We start from the raw sequence: 19,590 nt of genomic DNA on the forward strand, positions 1-19,590 counted from the left end.
ACAATAATTGTATCATTCATTTAATTTTAGTGGAATATATTGTTAAATTAAGAACAATCAAAAAGGGTTGCCACAGCAACCCCTTGTTCAACTCAAGCAACCCTATAGTACATTTCTTCACAAACTTCTATCCTAATTGAATCAAAATAGGCGCTACTCTTATTTAAGCACCGCATCCATTACATTAAGCACTCTATTTACCAATTATTTAGATTATAATAAGAAAAATACATAAATATTACTTTAAAATATGATAGGGTACTCCCAATAGGTTCCATAATACAATACTACTTAATACTGCAAGTCCCCAAGCTAATAGAGGTTTATGAAAGTGGAGTTTTACTAATGCAAATAATAGAATATCAAAAACAAGCGACCACCAAATGTTCCAAGAGTTATAATGTTTTATTAAACCTATTTTCAAGTCTATAATTTCTATTCCAATATATATTAACACCCAAAACAAGTACCACATTATTGCTTTTCCTTTTTCTTTTGGGAATCTACCTAAGTAAATAAATACAGTTGCAGGGTATCTTAAGAACATAAAAGATAGCATAATATATATATCATACTTAAATAAAGGTATTATTTCTTCAAACCTCCATAATGGATAATCATGGAATATTATGTTATAAAATAAATCACCCATTATAAAGAACTGAGTCGTAGAGTAATACTTTTTCCATCCCCTCCAATCTCCCCATTTAATTGCGGCTAATACAAAAAGAAGCTTAACCGTAATATGTATCATATTTGTTTCCCTCTTTGTAATACATTATTAGGTATGAAACGAAGCTTTACTTGCCACTTGTCATAAAAATATAGAATAAGAAAAGGAAGACAATAACGAATGATAGTTAAGAAATGATTCCACTTATTATAGATAAGCCATCCATTAAAATAAGAAATCAAACCGAATGATACTGATAATATTGCTAAAACACTAAAAGATAGTTTTTTGTACTTTACTGGTATCCTTGGAATAATGAGTCCAACTATGTTAGCTATTACAAGACAAGAACCTAAATCCGTAATTCTGTCATCTACCCAAAAGTCTTGCGCAAGTCCAGGTCTCCAATTATGCATATTGAGTAATACGTCAGGAATGGCTCCAGGTATAACAAGGGTAAAGTAGGCGAAGCATGTAATTGATATATAATATGGAACTTTATAGGGTCTATCGATAAGTTTGTTCGCATATCTCGAAAAAAATGAAAATCCAATTAGGTAAGCCAATACTGAATAATAAAGCTTCCAATTTAGGTATATGAGATACTCAAGTTTAAGATATATCCACTCCAAAAAAGTGTAAACTATCGTGAAAAAAATACTTGTTTTAAAAGGATGACTTTTAACACAATAACAAAATACAATCGCTGTTAAAGGTAAAATTACAGAATCAGCACAAAGTATCCCCAGAAAATTGTCTTTATCAGGATTAGATAAGATATTAGTTGGAAATTTATAAAGATTAAAAATTAAATTAATAAAAATTTCTATTATATCTACAGTTATCAATGCAATAGTGAATATTGTCCAAAACGAATTCCAACTCACTTTTTTTGTTTTTAATAACCACCCCACAATAACTACCATGATGAAAATTTGAATAAAATATAGCATACTATCTCCTTAAATAAATAAGTCTAAATGATTTTCCTTATTTTATCCTAGAACGGAGTGAAGTATTTACAACAGGGATAGCTTTATCCAATTAATCATTTATTAATTAAAATACTTGCTAGTTGAATACTCATAATGTAAACATTATCATGTTCAACTAAACTGTCATATAGTTCAATAAGAAAGTGCATTACCACTTCTTGTAGTAATGCAACCTTTTACTTTAATCAGAAAATCTTCTCTGTGAGACCCATTGTTTCGCTTTATCTGCTAATTCATTTACAAACTGCTGCTTTCCATCTTGATATTTGTGATGCTCGTTAGGAAACTGTTTTGCTAAGTTTATTTTTAGTTCTCCATACTTTTTAGCTTCCGCAGGGTTTTTTATTAAGTATTCTTTAAAATCTATATGAGTTTTTATGTGTTCACTTCCGACTTGAAAGATATGTAGATGATGTGTTCTATAATCCTTTCCTTTTGGAAAATATCTTCTTCCAGCAATCCCATTCTCACCTTTCGGTTCATATCCCAATTCCAACATTTCATTGTTGTATAAATCAACTTTTTCAATATTCTTTACAACAATTAAAATATCTATTATCGGCTTTGCGTAACCTATTGTTGGTATAGAGGTACTTCCAATATGAAAAATATCAACTATTTCATCTCTAAATACTTCTTTCAATATTTTCTCTTCTTGACTGTATGATTTTGCCCATTCTTCGGTCCAAGCAAGTATTTTGGTTTTTCTCAAAAGAATCCCCCATTTTTACATTATTCATTAAACATTACAATTACCTTATTTGCTTTTCCTGTTCAAATCCTGCCTCGTTAGTCGAATAAGTATAAGAAAAAGCGACCCTTCCTAATTGAAGTATCGCTACCCTTTACTTTAAGTACAACATTTCACAATCATATTTAATAATGGCTCTGTTAAATAATTATGTTGATTTTTTGTCCAACCAGGTTGCATGTTTGACTGTGTTAATAAGTTTATTTGCTGATGATTCAACTAAAACAAATTTTCTATTTATGTTGGGCAAGCTAATCATGTGAAAAAACACTATATTTAGGAGTAATATAAAAATAATGTACGTCAGATAACATACAAATATTTTTTATCTGTTTTCTTTTAATCAGAGGCAGTTTTTAATCACAGAAAGGTGAGATACATATGAGTTCTTCAATAAATGCACTGGTATTCGATGTTTATGGAACATTATTTGATGTTTATTCAGTAAAAGAAAAGTGTGATGAACTTTTTGATGGGAAAGGGGAAGAAATCAGTATTTTATGGCGGCAAAAGCAACTCGAATATTCTTTTTTGCGTCAATTGATGGGGCAATATGAACCATTCATCGACATAACAAGGGATTCTTTAAAGTATGCAATCAATAAACTAAATCTGGAATACAACCAAGAAAAAGAACTGGTACTTCTAGAAGAGTATAAAAATCTGTCCCATTATCCCGAAGTGGAGACTGTGTTAAAAGAAATGAAGCCTAAAAAACTGGCTGTTTTTTCAAATGGTTCACGTGATATGCTAGAACCTCTTATACAAAATTCTGGTTTATCCAGTCTGTTTGATGAAATTATTAGTGTAGATGACATAAAACAGTATAAACCAACACCTGCCTCATACAGTTACTGTTTGAAAGTATTAGGACTTGAACGGGAAGAGATTTTGTTTATGTCTTCTAACGGTTGGGATATTTCAGGAGCTAAAAATTTCGGGTTCAAAACGGCATGGATTAATCGTAACAAGCTGCCAATTGAGGAATTAAATCAAAAACCTCATACTATTTATAAGGATTTAAATGGAATAATGGAATGGAAATGATCCAAACTCTTTTCCTAAACAAATTTGAGTGAAATGATAACCCCAGTATCTCTTACGGGGTTTTTATCGACTGAAGAATATGATATAACATAACAAAATCTAGTCTATTTTCCTTAACCATCCTTATTGGGTGGTTTTGTATTAAATGCTTGCTTCAAAGCGAATATAATTTCGACCTGTTCTTCAGCTAAACTGCCCGTTAGCACAATAAATAAGAGGTTGCCGCGGCAACCCTCATTATTAACCTCTTGCACCCATTAGTTTAAGTACAATTCTTCACAATCTCTATTTTCAGACCACGTACTATCTTTGAAACCAAAATGGATTTATTGTCGCTGCCAGGACCCCTTCACACCAGTTTAAATAAGTGAAACAAATGCTTTTGTCTTACTGATGGGTAAAACTATTAATGTAAGTACCGAAATTTACGCCCCAAAAGGTAGTATAAAAGGTTGCCGTTACTAAGAAAAACCCTTTTGGTTGAAGTAGTCATCAGATAAAAAAATCTTACGAGTTAAATAAATAAATAAATGCCTCTAAAGGAGGAGTCATCCATTTATCTTTATGCTAAGCAATTTGAGTAAAAAGTGAAGATGTGGAATCCTTCCATGGTATATCCTTCATTCTCCCCTCCTTAATATCTTTTTTCACTACCATCTCTGGTAATAGTGCTATTCCTAGTCCTGCTATTACACATTGTTTGATTGCCTCGATACTACTAAATTCTATTTTATCCAGTGGGTATACTCCTGCCGATTTAAGGGAGTCTTCGAACATCAATCTGTAAGAACATCCCATTTCTGTAAGCAAAAGAGTCTTATCCTTAAGGTCATCTATCGAGAGCACTGGTTTGGGGTGATTTGGTGCGATGACCATTTTGAACTCCTCTTTGATAAGTTGTTCCACTCTTAATGATCCCTCAGGCTTACTTATATCCATAATAAAGGCAACATCTACTAAACCCTCCATAAGATGATTTCTCGCCATTTCGTCAGAATGTGCAGGCTTAAAGATGAGTTTAACTTTGGGAAATGTAGCCTTGAATTCTTTAAGAATTGGAGGTAAACGATAGGTACACTGGCTCTCTTGGGCACCAATTATTAAGGTGCCGGTTGGTTCTTCTTCTCCGTTCACAGCCGTGATCGCTTCTTCGTTTAGTCTTATCATCTTTTCAGCATATAGTTTAAACTTGTGTCCAGCCTCTGTTAAAATCAATCGTTTTCCTAGACGCTCAAATAAGGGTTTACCAATTTCATCTTCGAGAGCTTTAATTTGGGCAGTTACACTTGATTGTGCAAAATTTAAAATTTTTGCAGTCTGGGTAAAGTTCAAATTTTCTGCGGCATTTTTAAAAGTTATCAATTGTTTAATATCCATATTTCCCGCCTCTTTATAATCGTTTTTTTCGATTGAATCAATCAAAATAATCATCTGTATCTATTTTTAAATTAAATATAAGATATAAGTAATAAAGAAACAACTAGAAAACCGCTTAATATAGCTGGAAGGAGAAATGATGAATGAAAATAGCAGTCATATATGGGGGGACCCGTCCCAATGGCAATACGGAGATGCTGACAGAACACGTAATTCAAGGTATGGTTACAGAAAAGATTTACTTAAGAGATTATAATATCAAGCCAATTATAGACATGCGTCATTCAAAAGATGGCTTTCAGGACAGAAATGATAATTATAATTCCATAATCGAACGGATTCTTCTAATGACATTCTCGTATTCTCTACTCCGATTTATTGGTATAGCATGTCAGGAACAATGAAAAACTTTATCGACCGATGGTCACAAACCTTAAGTGACCCAAAATATCCAGATTTCAAGAATGAAATGGATTCTAAAAAAGCATTTGTTATTGCTTGTTGGAGGAGACGATCCTCACATTAAAGGGCTGCCTATGATTCAGCAATTTAATTACATATTTGATTTTATAGGAATTGAATTTGCGGGATATATTCTTGGAAATGGAAACAAACCTGAAGAAGTAATTCAAGACAAAGATGCACTTTTCGCAGCTACTCAATTTTGAAATAAATTAACTGAAAAGAAATGGAAATAAACAACAAAATGGGTTTGCATTGTAATTCGAATGCAGACCTAATTTTTTTGATTGCTCAAACTATAGTGTTAGGTGTTCTTTTATTCTTGTTCAACTAACCTTCAACGTTAGTCAAATAGAAAAAAGGATTGCCGAAGCAACCCCCTACTCTTTAAATCAATCACCCGTCAGTTCAACATGAAACCTAAAAAGCTGGTGGCGTCACCGAAAAAAGTATGACAGCATTTTTATTAAAATTGTTTTCCCACTTATGCTTCATATAGCCTGGTATTTTGACACTATCACCTGTTTCTAATATGTATTCTTCATTATCTAAAAACACTTTAATATTCCCCTCTAATACAAAAGCAACTTCTTCTCCTCGGTGTGCCAATAGTTTCTCAGACGATGATGTGTTAGGAGGAACATTCATAATAGCAGTTGCCAGTGTTCCAGTAAAATCTGGTGACAATAACTCATAAGATAGGTTTTCAACAACCATTTTTTTTCGCTCATTTGACCTAACAACTAAATCTTCGGTTTTTGTTTCTTCAAGTAAAAAACTAAAAGTAGGAACCTCAAGGGCTTTAGCTAAAACCTTTAGAGTTTGGATTGAAGGATTTGCCAAACCACGTTCAATTTGACTTAACATTGAAGGGGTTATTTCAGCTAATTTTGCTAATTCTCTACTGCTCAAACCTTTGGCTGTTCGGTATTTCTCAACTTTTTTACCAATATTTATGTTTTCCATCACAAAACTCCTTAAAGATAAAATTAAAAATAATTTAATTTTATTAAATATAAATAAACAATTAATCAATCTTATATGTTAAACTCTATTTAACAATTGTTAAATTATATTTTATCATATGGTATTTTACAAGTCAGTAAGGAGTGGAGAAAGTGAATGATTTCTTTACATTTTTAGTCCTTTCATTATTTATTGTAATTAGCCCAGGTATCGATACAGCACTAATTACAAAAAGGACCATTTCAGATGGAAGAAAAGATGGATATAAAATGGCTCTAGGTTTGTCAACTGGTTCTTTAGTTCATACATTTGCTGCTGCTTTTGGGATTTCAGCTATCTTGATGCAATCTGCTGTTGCTTTTGAAATCGTTAAATATGTTGGTGCTATCTACTTGATATACCTCGGATTATCTTCTTTTATCACAAGGTCAAAGAAGGAATTTACTAATTTTGAAAATCTAAATAATTCTGTAATGAAAAAGTCAGCATTTAAACAAGGACTCTTCTCTAATGTACTAAATCCCAAGGTTGCAATGTTTTTCTTAACATTTTTACCCCAATTTGTGAAAACAGGAGAAAACGCAACTCAACAACTTATTATGATGGGCGTGATTTATACAGTGCTATCCATCGCTTGGTTTTTTGTTTATGTCTTATTAATTAACTATTTGCGTGTATGGCTTATGTCTCCGAAAGTGCAAAGGATAATGGATAAAGCAACAGGTCTTGTCTTAATTGGGTTTGGATTAAAGTTAGCCTTAGATAAGCAACATTAAGATAATAAAAAAACATTGGGATTATAGCCCAATGTTTTTTTGTCTTGTTGAAACTGCCACATTAGTGAAAATGTTAAGCCTCTTCAGTTGAAGTATTGGAAGCATCAGAATGTATTTTGACACTGATTTTGAAATAGAAGATTTTTTAATTGAAATAGTAGCCCTTGAGGAATATAACATACCTCTGAACGATACGCCTCTACGATTTAACTTATTTCAGATCAACATCTTCTTGTCCAAATGACTTAAACACTTTCCAAGTCTTTAGTACATAATTTGTGTTTCCGTCAATTCTTTTTTTTTTTGAGGTGAATTTCAGCATTAGCAATTGTAATCCCCCGTTAGTGGAATATGAAAAGTATTACTTCTTTATTTGAAGCAATTCTTATCATTATGGAAAATCATCTAAAAATTAGATTGTTTATTAATTCAATCAATATAGTTTAAGTTATTATCTTGGCACCATTTAATCGCAATTTCTTTAAAACGCTCATCACGATATGAATACCAATGATCCTCAATTTCAAAATCTATTATTTGGTCTTTAAATCTTCTAAAGGCACCTTTTCCCTTAATTGATCTTAATAATATATCCTGCTTTCTCTGGTCACTGATGGTTAGGCAAAAGTCCTCCATAATTTCATATTCATTGACTTCATATTTTGTTGGTAACTCTATGTAATTCTCAAAATTTTCAACAACATCATTTGCGACCATTAAATTTTCTTGTTGCCAATCAGGTAAATGATCGAACGATTCTACATTTTCAGCAGCTCTTAAGTCATCTGAAGTTACTACAATTATTTCACCAGTTTTACTATTTAGTAATGTCTGAGACTCTTCAAACTGTATTTCCATTTCTTCTATAATAGCTTGAAGCTTTACTTGAATACTCATAGTTATTGAATCTCCTCTATAATTTTTTACTATTGCACCCTTTAGTTTAATAAAGCAAAATTGATTATTTGTTTATCTTATAACCTTCATATACAGTTTCCCAATTAAGAGGTCTAGCCATTCTGTTTTCAATTTGCCCTAATGGTTTAAAACCATATTGTGCATATAACGAATGGGCATCTTTTGTAGCAAGCTGAAAACTCGTTCCTTTTAATTTAGGGTGTTCTGTGATTACAGTCATTAACCATTTGCTAAGTCCACGTCCTCTATATTCAGGAAGTATAAAAACATCACCTAACCAAGAAAACCTTACAATATCTGACACAATGCGTGCAAAACCAACCTGTTTAGCAGAACCATCATTAGGATTACCTTCATAGATACCATAACAAAGAATTGAATTTTCAATTGATGATATTACTAATTCCTTCGTAATACCGTTAACCCAATATGAATCCTTACTAAGAAAATTATGTATTAATTCTATATCCAAAAAACATTTATTGGTGCTTATAATAAATCCAACATTGTTTGTCAGAAGTGTTTCTTCAATCTCTTCCAATTTTAATCCCCCTCCATTTCAGATTGTGAATATGTATTTTTATACCACTAGGTGATAATTCATTCAATCATTTCAGCTATTGTTATTCAACTATTCTGCGTTTTAGTGAAAAAGCGACTGTTCTTACTGAACAATCGCACCATTTAGCTCAATAACAATTTTAGTTTTTATTTAAATAATTTACGACAATTTCAATTCGCTCCTGGACTGTATAATCTCCTTCAATCCTCAATACTGGACAATTTAAGTCTGTCATCCAATGTTCGTGCAATGTTTTACTTCTAACTTCCATCCCTGCCTCATCATATAAGGAAGCCCACTCTAAAAAGGCCTTTGATTGCTCGTATTTACTACCACCAGCTAATATATCATTACCATATCTTTGAAACTCTCTTTGTTGTAACCTTTCAAGTCTTATATTTTTAGGTATCCATAAAAATATAACCAAGTCAAAATAGGATTTAAAGCTGTCACCCCAACCGCATAAAGCTCCCGAAAGAATCAAATTATTATACATTAACAAATCTTCCCTTAGTAATTTCCTTTTTTCATTTACTTCTCTTTGCTCTGAGAATTTTTTTATCCAGAAATAGTCATCCGTATCAAGATGGATATAAGGAAGTACATTTGATAACGATGTACCAAGTGTCGATGTTCCTGAGCCAGAAGCACCGAAAATATGTATTTTTTTATTCATTTCTCTCCTCCAATAAGGAACTCATTCTAGATATATTGTTCTTTTAGGCTTCTTTATAGGGTAAAGAATTCCACTTAATAATATAAATTCCTTCTTCAACAAAAATGTCAATTAGTCGAATAAGAAAAACAAAAAAATGCTGCCGAAGCAACATCCTTTTTTGAACTCAAGCACCTGATAGTTTAAGTACATTTTTTCACAATGAAAGGTTATCAGATAAATGTTCTGCCATCGTGAAGTATTAATTCCTTGGTTCCTTCAGTGTTTGTAGTATCTACTGATTTTTCAACTATTTCTTAGAGGGTATTTCCATTGCAAACTAATGTTCTTGTGTTCTTCAATTAGTGGAACTAATGAATAATCTCCTTTAATGTCTGACTACTCCAATAGACATCAAAATCTTGGTGAGTATTTTCCTCAATAATAAAAACATTTTTCTTAATAACCGTAAGAATAAAAGCTTTTTAATTGGTGAACTGATCCAAGCCCTATATAATAAATTCTATATTCCCATAAAAAGTTCCTGTATCATATAAATCTATCTTCATTTTCTGTTTGAAAATCCCAATGCTAGTTACAAGGTTAGTGGAAGTGAAAAAAGAGATTACAAGGGCTGTAAAAAGAACCAATGAAGAAGTAGCGTAACTATTCAAAATCATCTACAATATAGTCAGGCACCTATTGTAGACACATCGCTGAAAAAATATTCGTATTAAGAGAGGCGGTAAATGAAATGGAAACAACTAAAAAAATTACAGTAGAAACAACAGTCCACGCACCAGTAGAAAAGGTATGGAAATATTGGACAGAGCCAACTCATATCAAAAAATGGAACAATGCTTCAGATGATTGGCACACACCAGTTGCTGAGAATGATTTGAGAGCAGGTGGGAAATTCCTTTCAAGAATGGAAGCCAAAGATGGCAGTTTTGGTTTCGATTTTGGTGGAATTTATGATGAAGTGAAATTACATGAAGTTATTGCTTATACAATGGGTGATGGAAGAAAAGTTAAAATTACTTTTAAAGGTCAAGAAAACGAAACCGAAGTAATAGAAACTTTTGATGCTGAAACTACGAATCCAATTGAGTTACAACAACAAGGATGGCAGGCAATTCTAGATAATTTCAAAAAATATGCAGAGCAAACAACCATATAATAAGGCACAAAAATAAATAAATGGCGTGTGTCTGTGGCTATGATTATTCAATAACCACGGATACTGCCATTTTTTATGATTGTCGTAAGAAGTCGTGATGTCAGGCACCCTTCAAGATAGAGGGAATCTGACATATTTCTGAACGCCAAAACCTAATATAATATTATTTTGTTCGGCAATTACAAGATATACTTCTTTCTTTTCATACTGCTGTAAATAGCCAATAAATAAGTCCTGATTATTCCTAATATTAAACAGTCCATCTAAATCGTTTTCATTCGCCAATCTTATATTAAAATCCATTTGGTATCCCTACCTACCTTTAAAATTACTCTCATAATCATTTCTTTCCTTCTCTATCTAACCCGACAAGTTAGCACAATAAGGAAACAAAGCTGCAATCCGCTCAATTACTACATTCAACACTAGCACCTGTTACTTGAAGAAGATTGATACAATAATAAAGCCAATTATGATTACAAGAATAAGAATTCCTGTACCTTTCCAACCTAAGCTGCCAACTAAATCAGAAAGGTTTCCTCTGTTTGCTCTATTAAAAGCATCGTTCATGTTACCCGTTGGATTGCTTCTCAATTCTTCTTGTCTTAATCTCTCTCTTATTTGTTCAGGTGTTTCTTTGTTATCCTGCATTTAAACACCCCCTGTAAATTAAACAATCAATCATTTTAAACTTTACCACAAAAATCCATATCTTTGTCGAACTATTCTACCCCGTTAGCGGAACAAGAAAAGCCTTACTCCTTGTTGAAGTAAAGCACCCGTTTTCTGAATTGACACACATATTAGATATTGCTAATATGATAATAACAAAACATATTAGTTTTTTCTAATGTGTTGGGAGGTATATATATGCAAAATATTGATATCGATATGAAAGTTAAACTAATTCATGGATTTTCTAATAAAACAAGGATTCAAATTATCGAAAGTATAAAAAATCAGGAAAAAACGGTATCTCAAATTGTAGAAGAAATTAAAGGAAATCAGTCGAATATTTCACAGCACCTTGCGTGTTTAAAAGGTTGCGGAATTATCGTGGGTAGGAATGAAGGGAAATACTGCTATTACAGTTTGCGTAATCAACATATACGAGATTTATTAACAATGTTCGATGTTGTTCTTGAAGATGTTCAAAATGATGTTGCATGTTGTGAGCGTCATATAGAGATTAGGGGTGATTAAATTGGCTGACGAATGTTGTGGCTCAAATAAAATGACTGAAAATGAAGGAGAAAATTGTTGCAGCTCTTCTGATAAATCAAATGCAAAACAAGAGAATTCAAGTTGTTGTTCAAATAACAACAATTCAGTAAATAGCTTTAAATCAATACCAATTTTAATTCAAGAAAAGACTAGTTGTTGTAGCAGTAATTCATCGAAGGAAACAGTTAATGAACATGAAAAAACAAGCTGTTGTAGTAGTAATGAACAACATACATTAGAGAAAACAGAGACACTCACGAATCCTCTTCCTTCTGGAGAGAAAATGGCATACAGAGTTCACGGAATGGATTGTCCTGCTTGTGCAAAAACCATTGAAAAAGGTTTAAGCACATTAAAGGATATAGCTGAGGTAAACGTTAATTACAGCACAGCGAAAATGCAGGTAGCTGCAAGTAACTCTGATGCCTTTATTCCGATTGAGAGTGAAATTGAAAAACTTGGATATTCTATTGAACCTTTAAATCAAAAAGGTAATATAAAAACGTTTAATATTGAAGGAATGGACTGTGGTAGTTGTGCTAAGAGCATAGAAAACCACTTAAATACTCTTCCATCTGTTAAAAATGTCAGCGTTAATTTCTCAACCGGAAAAATGAAAATTGAACATTCGGGTAGTGTCGAAGATATTATGACTGAGGTTTCTAAAATCGGTTATAAAGCTTTATTACAATCAAATAAGAAATCGATACAGACGGTCAAAAATAAAAACGAAAATGGTTTAGTCATCCTATCTGGTGTACTAATAGCACTAGGATTTATTGGTTCATTTAATGGGATTTCTACATTGATGTCCGTAATACTCTACGCAATTGCAATGGTGATAAGTGGGTATAAGCCAGTTAAGAGTGCATTCTATGCACTAAAAAGTCGTTCACTGGATATGAATGTTCTAATGTCTGCTGCGGCTATTGGAGCTGCTCTAATCGGTGAATGGCTTGAAGGTGCTACCGTTGTTTGGTTATTTGCAATCGGTAACTACCTTCAAACAAAATCAATTGAAAGAACAAGGAATTCAATACGTAATCTAATGGATTTAGCTCCTCCAGAAGCTTGGGTCCAAGTTGGTTCAGAGATAATTAAAAAACCAGTCGAAGAAATAACAGTTGGTAACATTATCATTGTTAAACCGGGTGATAAAATCCCATTAGATGGCGTAATCATTCAAGGAGAATCAAGTGTCAATCAAGCTCCTATTACAGGAGAATCCATTCCTGTAGATAAGGAAATTGGTGATAAAGTATACGCAGGGACTATAAATGAACATGGTTCCCTTGAGATTAAGGTCACAAAGCTAGTTGAAGATACGACCATATCAAAAATTATTCACTTAGTTGAAGAAGCACAAGAACAAAAAGCACCAACAGAAGCATTTGTAGATAAATTCGCAAGTATCTATACACCTGTTGTGTTTATTCTAGCATTGGCAATTATGGTGTTGCCTCCAATATTTGGATTTGGTACTTGGGGAGATTGGTTTTATAAAGGGCTCGAACTACTTGTTGTAGCTTGTCCTTGTGCTTTAGTCATTTCTACTCCTGTTGCGATAGTATCAGCTATAGGGAACGCTGCTAAGAATGGCGTGTTAATTAAAGGTGGAACATTCTTAGAAAAAACAGGTGCCATCACTGCTATTGCATTTGATAAAACAGGAACTTTGACTGAAGGAAAACCCAAAGTATCAGAAATCAAGTCGTTAACGGTATCAGAAGAAGAATTGCTTTCAATAGCTTTTACATTAGAAGATTACTCAACACATCCTATTGCCAAATCAATTGTTGGTTACGCCAACGAAATAGGAATTCAACCTAAAAATGGTGAGATGTTCAAGAGTATCGTTGGAAAAGGCGTACAAGCAACAATTGAAGGAAATATTTTTTATGCTGGTAATCTAAAACTATTCGAAGAAATGAATGTATCTTTAGAGGATGTAAAAAAACATGTTCAAGATATACAAAACAAAGGGAAAACTGTCGTTATAATAGGGACACAAATTCAAATTATCGGGATTATTGCGGTTTCTGATACAATACGAGAAACTTCAGCATCAGCTTTAAAAGAATTAAAACTAAGTGGAGTTAATCAAACTGTCATGTTGACTGGAGATAATAAAGGAACTGCAAATACGATTGCTTCAGAAGCAAATGTTAATCGTTATTTCGCAGAATTATTGCCTGAGGATAAAGTAGATGCCATTAAGAAATTACAAAATGAAGGTCATAAGGTGGCTATGGTTGGAGACGGGATTAATGATGCTCCAGCACTTGCAACAGCAGATTTAGGTATTGCTATGGGTGGTGCAGGAACTGACACTGCAATGGAGACAGCAGATATTGTTTTAATGGCTGATAATCTTGATAAACTTCCTCATACAATGAAGTTAAGCAGAAAAGCTTTAACTATTATTAAACAAAATATTTGGTTCTCCATCATTATTAAAGTCATTGCATTAGTCTTAATCTTTCCTGGTTTGCTTACACTTTGGATGGCTGTATTAAGTGATACAGGTGCTGCATTAATCGTTATTCTAAATGCAATAAGATTGTTAAAATTTAAAGAATAGTTATTAATGAGATGTTTCAAGATAAGAAACATCTCATTTTTTACAAAAAGAATTTTTATTCAACTAACCTACTTCAATAATTGAATAGTGTTGAAATATTTAAATTTTCAGGAAAAGTAGACTCCCCTTAATCCGCCAAGAAGATTCCGAACTAATACATTTAGTTACAATTTTCATCTATTCCTTCAATATCATATTGTATTTCATATAATCTTTTTACCAATTGCATGTCTTGGCGAGATTGTATATATACACATCCAATCTCCTAACAATTCACTGTTTAGTTTTTTGTATAATTATCTTTATAGTTGTTTCTTACATTTTACAATTATAAAATTTATTGGAGGTTTACCTTTTATGTTCTTATTGGGCTCATCAATTTCTGAAAACTCTATCAGTCCATATTTTCCAAATTCTTGTTTTATCGAGTCAGAATCATAAAAAAACATTTTTACGCCTTCCATTATCTCAAAATAGTCTTTATCCAATTGTTTTCCCTTTCCAAACATTGGGGCTTTCTTTGAAACAGTTGTAAAAATCATATATCCATTTGGCTTTAACTGATTATAGCAATCTTTAATAAACTTATCTCTCTCACGTTTATTCAATAAGTGAATAAGTGCATAGCAAAATATACCGTCATAGAGTCTGTTATCAAAAGGCATGTCAGTTACTGAACCATGAAAAATACTAATATCAAGCCTGTTTTGCCTCGCCAAATCAATCGCTGTTTTTGAAATCTCAATACCTGTTACATTTATTCCATTGTCAATAAAAACCTTTGCATTTCTGCCATATCCAATACCTGGTACCAGTATATCTTTAATATTCCTTTCAAGAAAAAAATCCTTTGTTAAGATTGCGGAGTCTGTAGGATCAAATCCCCACATCGTTTGTTTTTCTGTAAAACTTGATTCCCAGAATTCCATTATATATCTATCTCCTTTAATTAAAGATACAATGACTCTTTAATAACTATAATTAATTTTCATCTTTTTGTAAATAGTAATTCCTTTACAATTAATGTAATGTATTCTCATTTTTTCATATCATTCTTGTTTAGCTAAACTGTTTCTTTAGTTCAATAAAAAGAGCATTACCTCTTCTTTAGTAATGCCCCCGTAAGTTCAACAAGAAACTAATCATCTAAAAGGTTTAAGTCCAAAGAAATGCATACATATTTCTGTATTAGTAAAAAATACTTAAGAGGTGAGAAAAAATGGAATATGATAATTTAAAACTTACATCTTCCGAAATAGGAACACTATGGGGGGAATATGTAAACGGAACAATGGCCGAGATAGTAAATAGGTATATGATTTCTATTTTAGAAGACGAATCAATAAAAAAAGTTTTTGAAATAGCCATTAAGACATGGGAAAAGCAAAAGAAGCAGCTTGTTTCCTTCATTGAGAAAGATGGATTTCCAGTTCCCATTGGATTTACTGAGTCCGACCTTAATAAAAGTGCAGAGAGATTGTTTTCTGACACATTCTGCTTAAATTATTTACATATTATGACTATCCATGGTTTGTTGGGTCATACAACTGCTTTTAGTGTTTCTGTCAGAAAGGACATGCGGGAATTTTACAATTCATGTGATAATGATGCAAAAAGTATGTACAATTTAACCATTGAGTTATTGCTTAAAAAAGGAAAATTCCAAAGAGACCCCTATTTCTATCCTAACGAGAGCCCTGAATTTATTTCTACCAAAGATTTTACTGATGGATTCTTCGGAAAAGGGAGACTTTTATCTGCTTCAGAAATAATCAGTATTTCTCTTAACATTAAAAAGGGCATTATGGCAAAAGCTCTTTCAATCGGATTCAGTCAAGTCACAGAATCGAAAGATGTAAGAAAGTTTTTTGAGGAATTAGAAAAAACCGCAGATGAAAACCTACAAGCCCTTTCAAAAATTATGCAAAAGGATAATTTGCCAGTTCCAATGTCGTTGGAATCAGAGGTTACAACGTCAAAAGACTCTCCTTTTTCAGATAAATTAATGTTGTATCATATGGGATTCTTGGCTCAAACTGCACAAGTATATTACGGGACAGGTCTAGCAGGAGCCATGCGAACAGACCTGGCTGTAGCTTATGAAAAAGCAATTCTAAAAACATTAGGAATAACCAAAAACTGGTTTGATATTATGGTGAAAAACAAGTGGTTAGAACAACCACCACTTGCTCCCAATAGAAAAGAACTTGCACAAGATAAATAGGATATACCCCTCATTAGTGAGGGGTGTATTTTTAATTAGCTTCTTATATTTAATGGATAATTCCAACATAAAGTAGTTATTCCTTCTTCAAACAACCTGACCCTTACTTGAAGAATCGCACCTGTTAATACAATAAGAAAAATCAGTTCCCCAACACTAATCCCAATACGTTAATTCAAAAAAATCGCTGTCTTTACGTCGCGTGAGCTTAATTAACTCCTACTTCATTACTCCTTCTTTCTAACAAGATAGTGTCACGCCATACACCACCCATTTTACCAATTCGTTCTCGCCGTCCTACTTCACGAAAACCCAATTTGTAATGCAATTTGAGGCTTGAGACATTTTCAGGGAAAACTCCAGATTGTAACGTCCAAAATCCCTTCTGTTCACTTATTTCAATTAAGGACTTTAAAAGTAAACTACCAATTCCTTTCCCCTTGTTAGTTTGACTAACGTAAACACTTACTTCTGCAACCCCTGAATAGACACATCGACTTGAAACAGGGCTTAAAGCAGCCCAACCTAAAACTTTCCCATTTGAACTTGCAACAATTCGACAATCTAATATATGACCGTTATCCCATTCTTCCCAAGAAGGAGCTTCTTTTTGAAATGTTGCATTTCCAGTAGCAATTCCTTCAAGATAGATTTCTCTTACCTGGTCCCAATCATTTGGGAGCATCTTATCAATATGTATTTTACTTTCCATTCGCTCACCTACCTCCCCATTGTAATGTAAAGCAAGTTCAGGCATATTACTTGGACTAAAATATTGAAGTTCATCCGTTTCATTATCTATTGGACTTAGTTCACCACTTTGAATAATGCAATCAAACATAAAGACGTTATACTCCACTTGATGACCATTAGGATATTGGTAACGAAAGTCTTTCCTACCAAATACGCCTAATAACTTCTTTGGTACAACATATAATTCTGTCTCTTCCCATACTTCATGAACAACTGCTTCGGCAGGTGCTTCTCCAAGTTCAATTGCACCAGCATTAGTAAGGAAGTATACTTTATTTTTCAAATATAACTAATGTTTTTTCAGGTATTTCAATTTGGTCAATATCAAAGTTATTCATTTGAAGGGTTATCTCACCCTCTCGCTCTTCTGCTTCTTCTCCTACCCAACAACTATACAGTTCAAAGAAATCACCTTTTTCAAGGTAACTGTCCATAATTTTACATAGTTCTATTAGCTTCTTTTTCGATTCGGCACAAATTTCTGGAGTGGTATATTCAGAAATCTTAATACCCCAATGACTTGATACTTCATAAACATAAGGAGTAGTAAACTGATATTTTTTTACATTTAACAGGTCATGCTTATCCGCAAAACAACTGCCGATATAAAAAGAATCGTCTGAATAATCATCATCATTAATCGATATTTCTATATTACAGCCAATGTAGGAAGCTAAACTCATTTCCACTCACTCCTTGTTATTCGTTCTCACCTATTCTGCTCTTTGCTTTGATAAGAAAAAGGTCAATCCCACTTATTGATGGATTGCACCCGTTAGTGAAATAACAAGATACCTATTTCTCGAAATTTAATTTCTCCTGCCTTTCTGCAAACCAAAGAAGTGCTTGCTGTTCCATTTCTTTCACAAATGTCTTTTTTGCTGGGCTATACTCACTTGTATCATGGAAATTTTCGGCTAATTCTTCTTTAAATCTAGTGTACCTTGCTACTTCTTCAGGATTAGACCGCAGATAATCTCTAAATATTAGATGTCGTTCAATTTGTTGGTTATCAAATTGATAAAAATGTATATGATGAGTTCTGTTTTCTCCGCCTTTTCGAAATAACCTTCTACCTGTAATACCCCATTCTCCAGCAACATCATATCCAAGGTTAGCCATCTTTTCATTGAATTTATCTACCTTCTCGATATCTTTTACAATACACATCATATCGATTACAGGCTTTGCCTTCATACCGCGAACTGCTGTACTTCCAAAATGTTCAAATTTTATGATATCATTCTCAAATATTGTTTTTAGAAATTGAGCCTCATTTTGAAACATTTGACCCCAGTTTTCACTAAATTCAGTAAGCCGCACTTTCATTTTGGATACCCCCTTTGCGAAACTTATTATGGTGAATTATTCTATAATACATTTCAACTCCCTGTTACTTAAAAATAAAAAAGTTAGGTGATAAAATGCACCTCTTACATAAATAAAAAAGTAAGTTCTTATTATATTAAACTGCCACTTTAGCTGAGTTACTTGTATTTTAACTTCACCATAAGACGGAGAAAGCTTAACAATAAAATCTTCCTCTCCATTGGAGGACAGGTATGTTGCTTCATTATAATAAAATAGCAAGTCTTTTGAAGAGGTATCTAATAACGTTGGTTCACATTCAATAAAGAAAGAAAGTCGTTTTCTTCTGGAAATGTAGGCATTTTCCCATCTCCTTTTATATCACTATTTTAACAGTTTCCTGTTCAACTCCCTACCTTTAGTTGAACAAGCAAAAAAAGCTGCCGAAGCAGCTACAGTTGTTCAATTCTAGCACCCGATAGTCAAATAAGAGTTATTACCTATTTGTCTTTAAGTATAATTATTTTCTTATATAAAATATATGTCCCACCTAAGGATAGAAGGGGGATTAATGTGACTTTACTCCAAGAAATCATAGGATAATAAGGATCAGTTGTTGAGTGATTTGGATAATAAATAGACCTCCATTCACTTGGTTCAGAATAAAAATGGGAAAGTACAACCCAAATAAAAAAGAATAGTGATGTTAAAATCCAATAAATGGATATGCGTTTCGTATTTAACCCTCCTTTAAATATTAGATGGTTAATTTTAATTAAAGTTTCCTCTAGTCGTCTCTGTGTGTTGGTTTTTCATATTTCGTTCTTCAACAATCCTGCACCGTTAGTTCAATAATAAAAAGAGTTGTCGATCCAAACATTGATCTTCAACCTGCACCCGTTAACTTAAGTACACTCTTTCACAAAGTCACATATTTTTGGTTGTACCTGGGAACAAGAAAAAGTGTTGCAGTAACAACTCTAAAAACTCATTGTTTAAGAAATATTCAACAATTTTAGTTAACTTGGATATTAACGTTGATGTCTTTTTGATTTTTTCCTTTGATACAAATAAATTGTTTGAAGTAATAAAATGATAATAAAAGCTAAATCAAAATAATCTGCATAATCCTTATATA

General features: G+C 32.7%; 20 protein-coding genes and 1 pseudogene. 7 read left to right on the plus strand and 14 right to left on the minus strand.

All coding sequences use genetic code 11. The features are described 5' to 3' along the window. Positions 1-238: 238 nt before the first annotated feature. The 3 genes from I7822_RS05125 to I7822_RS05135 form a co-directional block, all read right to left on the minus strand. On the minus strand, positions 239-754 hold the full coding sequence (locus I7822_RS05125) for a CBO0543 family protein (RefSeq protein WP_207975750.1): 516 nt from the start codon (positions 752-754) through the stop codon (positions 239-241). Next, a complete protein-coding gene (locus I7822_RS05130; RefSeq protein WP_207975752.1) occupies positions 751-1,626 on the minus strand; it encodes a hypothetical protein in 876 nt (291 codons plus the stop codon). Before I7822_RS05130 ends, I7822_RS05125 begins: the two co-directional genes overlap by 4 nt. Positions 1,627-1,849: 223 nt before the next feature. Next, positions 1,850-2,380 carry a GrpB family protein gene (locus tag I7822_RS05135; protein WP_207975754.1) on the minus strand — a complete coding sequence of 177 codons (531 nt, stop codon included), beginning with the start codon at positions 2,378-2,380 and terminating at the stop codon, positions 1,850-1,852. 420 nt (positions 2,381-2,800) lie between these two features. On the opposite strand from I7822_RS05135, the gene I7822_RS05140 reads away from it, so the two are divergent. Then, positions 2,801-3,466 carry a haloacid dehalogenase type II gene (locus I7822_RS05140; RefSeq protein ID WP_207975756.1) on the plus strand — a complete coding sequence of 222 codons (666 nt, stop codon included), beginning with the start codon at positions 2,801-2,803 and terminating at the stop codon, positions 3,464-3,466. 567 nt (positions 3,467-4,033) lie between these two features. Here I7822_RS05140 and I7822_RS05145 read toward each other — a convergent pair. Next, positions 4,034-4,843: a LysR family transcriptional regulator gene (locus I7822_RS05145; RefSeq protein WP_207975758.1), complete on the minus strand. Its 810-nt coding sequence runs from the start codon at positions 4,841-4,843 to the stop codon at positions 4,034-4,036. A 143-nt stretch (positions 4,844-4,986) separates the two neighbouring features. Here I7822_RS05145 and I7822_RS05150 point away from each other — a divergent pair. Then, positions 4,987-5,511, plus strand: a pseudogene (locus tag I7822_RS05150) (flavodoxin family protein). A gap of 214 nt (positions 5,512-5,725) precedes the next feature. Here the strand turns inward: I7822_RS05150 and I7822_RS05155 are convergent. Further along, entirely contained in the window at positions 5,726-6,271 is a 546-nt protein-coding gene (locus tag I7822_RS05155; RefSeq protein WP_207975760.1) for a cupin domain-containing protein, read from the minus strand. Positions 6,272-6,423: 152 nt separating this feature from the next. Between I7822_RS05155 and I7822_RS05160 the strand changes: the two genes are divergently transcribed. Next, entirely contained in the window at positions 6,424-7,047 is a 624-nt protein-coding gene (locus I7822_RS05160) for a LysE family translocator (protein ID WP_207975762.1), read from the plus strand. A 429-nt stretch (positions 7,048-7,476) separates the two neighbouring features. On the opposite strand, the gene I7822_RS05165 is transcribed toward I7822_RS05160, so the two are convergent. From I7822_RS05165 to I7822_RS05175, 3 genes are all read right to left on the minus strand, one after another. Beyond that, entirely contained in the window at positions 7,477-7,944 is a 468-nt protein-coding gene (locus I7822_RS05165; protein WP_207975764.1) for a UPF0158 family protein, read from the minus strand. A gap of 64 nt (positions 7,945-8,008) precedes the next feature. Next, entirely contained in the window at positions 8,009-8,506 is a 498-nt protein-coding gene (locus I7822_RS05170; RefSeq protein WP_243459275.1) for a GNAT family N-acetyltransferase, read from the minus strand. Positions 8,507-8,666: 160 nt separating this feature from the next. Continuing rightward, positions 8,667-9,203: an ATP-binding protein gene (locus tag I7822_RS05175; RefSeq protein ID WP_207975766.1), complete on the minus strand. Its 537-nt coding sequence runs from the start codon at positions 9,201-9,203 to the stop codon at positions 8,667-8,669. Positions 9,204-9,936: 733 nt separating this feature from the next. Here I7822_RS05175 and I7822_RS05180 point away from each other — a divergent pair. Then, entirely contained in the window at positions 9,937-10,362 is a 426-nt protein-coding gene (locus I7822_RS05180) for an SRPBCC family protein (protein WP_207975767.1), read from the plus strand. Positions 10,363-10,473: 111 nt separating this feature from the next. On the opposite strand, the gene I7822_RS05185 is transcribed toward I7822_RS05180, so the two are convergent. Further along, the gene (locus I7822_RS05185) at positions 10,474-10,665 is read right to left on the minus strand and encodes a hypothetical protein (RefSeq protein WP_207975769.1); all 192 of its coding nucleotides are present in this window, start codon (positions 10,663-10,665) and stop codon (positions 10,474-10,476) included. A 132-nt stretch (positions 10,666-10,797) separates the two neighbouring features. Further along, a complete protein-coding gene (locus tag I7822_RS05190; RefSeq protein WP_207975771.1) occupies positions 10,798-11,013 on the minus strand; it encodes a DUF6366 family protein in 216 nt (71 codons plus the stop codon). 219 nt (positions 11,014-11,232) lie between these two features. Here I7822_RS05190 and I7822_RS05195 point away from each other — a divergent pair, with 219 nt between their 5' ends. Together I7822_RS05195 and I7822_RS05200 are read left to right on the plus strand one after the other, a co-directional pair. Then, a complete protein-coding gene (locus tag I7822_RS05195; RefSeq protein ID WP_207975773.1) occupies positions 11,233-11,565 on the plus strand; it encodes an ArsR/SmtB family transcription factor in 333 nt (110 codons plus the stop codon). Positions 11,566-11,596: 31 nt separating this feature from the next. Beyond that, positions 11,597-14,167, plus strand: a complete 2,571-nt coding sequence (locus I7822_RS05200) for a heavy metal translocating P-type ATPase (RefSeq protein WP_207976303.1) — start codon at positions 11,597-11,599, stop codon at positions 14,165-14,167. A 302-nt stretch (positions 14,168-14,469) separates the two neighbouring features. Here the strand turns inward: I7822_RS05200 and I7822_RS05205 are convergent, their stop codons facing one another. Beyond that, on the minus strand, positions 14,470-15,096 hold the full coding sequence (locus I7822_RS05205; protein WP_207975775.1) for a class I SAM-dependent methyltransferase: 627 nt from the start codon (positions 15,094-15,096) through the stop codon (positions 14,470-14,472). Positions 15,097-15,386: 290 nt separating this feature from the next. Here I7822_RS05205 and I7822_RS05210 point away from each other — a divergent pair, with 290 nt between their 5' ends. Then, a complete protein-coding gene (locus tag I7822_RS05210) occupies positions 15,387-16,391 on the plus strand; it encodes a DUF3231 family protein (protein WP_207975778.1) in 1,005 nt (334 codons plus the stop codon). Positions 16,392-16,599: 208 nt separating this feature from the next. Here I7822_RS05210 and I7822_RS30400 read toward each other — a convergent pair whose 3' ends face one another. From I7822_RS30400 to I7822_RS05230, 3 genes are all read right to left on the minus strand, one after another. Beyond that, a complete protein-coding gene (locus I7822_RS30400) occupies positions 16,600-17,427 on the minus strand; it encodes a GNAT family N-acetyltransferase (protein WP_307847681.1) in 828 nt (275 codons plus the stop codon). Beyond that, positions 17,417-17,827, minus strand: coding sequence for a hypothetical protein (locus I7822_RS05225; RefSeq protein WP_207975780.1), 411 nt, complete (start codon positions 17,825-17,827; stop codon positions 17,417-17,419). The genes I7822_RS30400 and I7822_RS05225 overlap by 11 nt, the downstream gene beginning before the upstream one ends. 112 nt (positions 17,828-17,939) lie before the next feature. Next, positions 17,940-18,473 carry a GrpB family protein gene (locus I7822_RS05230; RefSeq protein WP_207975782.1) on the minus strand — a complete coding sequence of 178 codons (534 nt, stop codon included), beginning with the start codon at positions 18,471-18,473 and terminating at the stop codon, positions 17,940-17,942. Positions 18,474-19,590 lie beyond the last annotated feature (1,117 nt).

It is taken from the genome of Metabacillus bambusae (assembly GCF_017497975.1).
Taxonomy (GTDB): domain Bacteria; phylum Bacillota; class Bacilli; order Bacillales; family Bacillaceae; genus Metabacillus; species Metabacillus bambusae.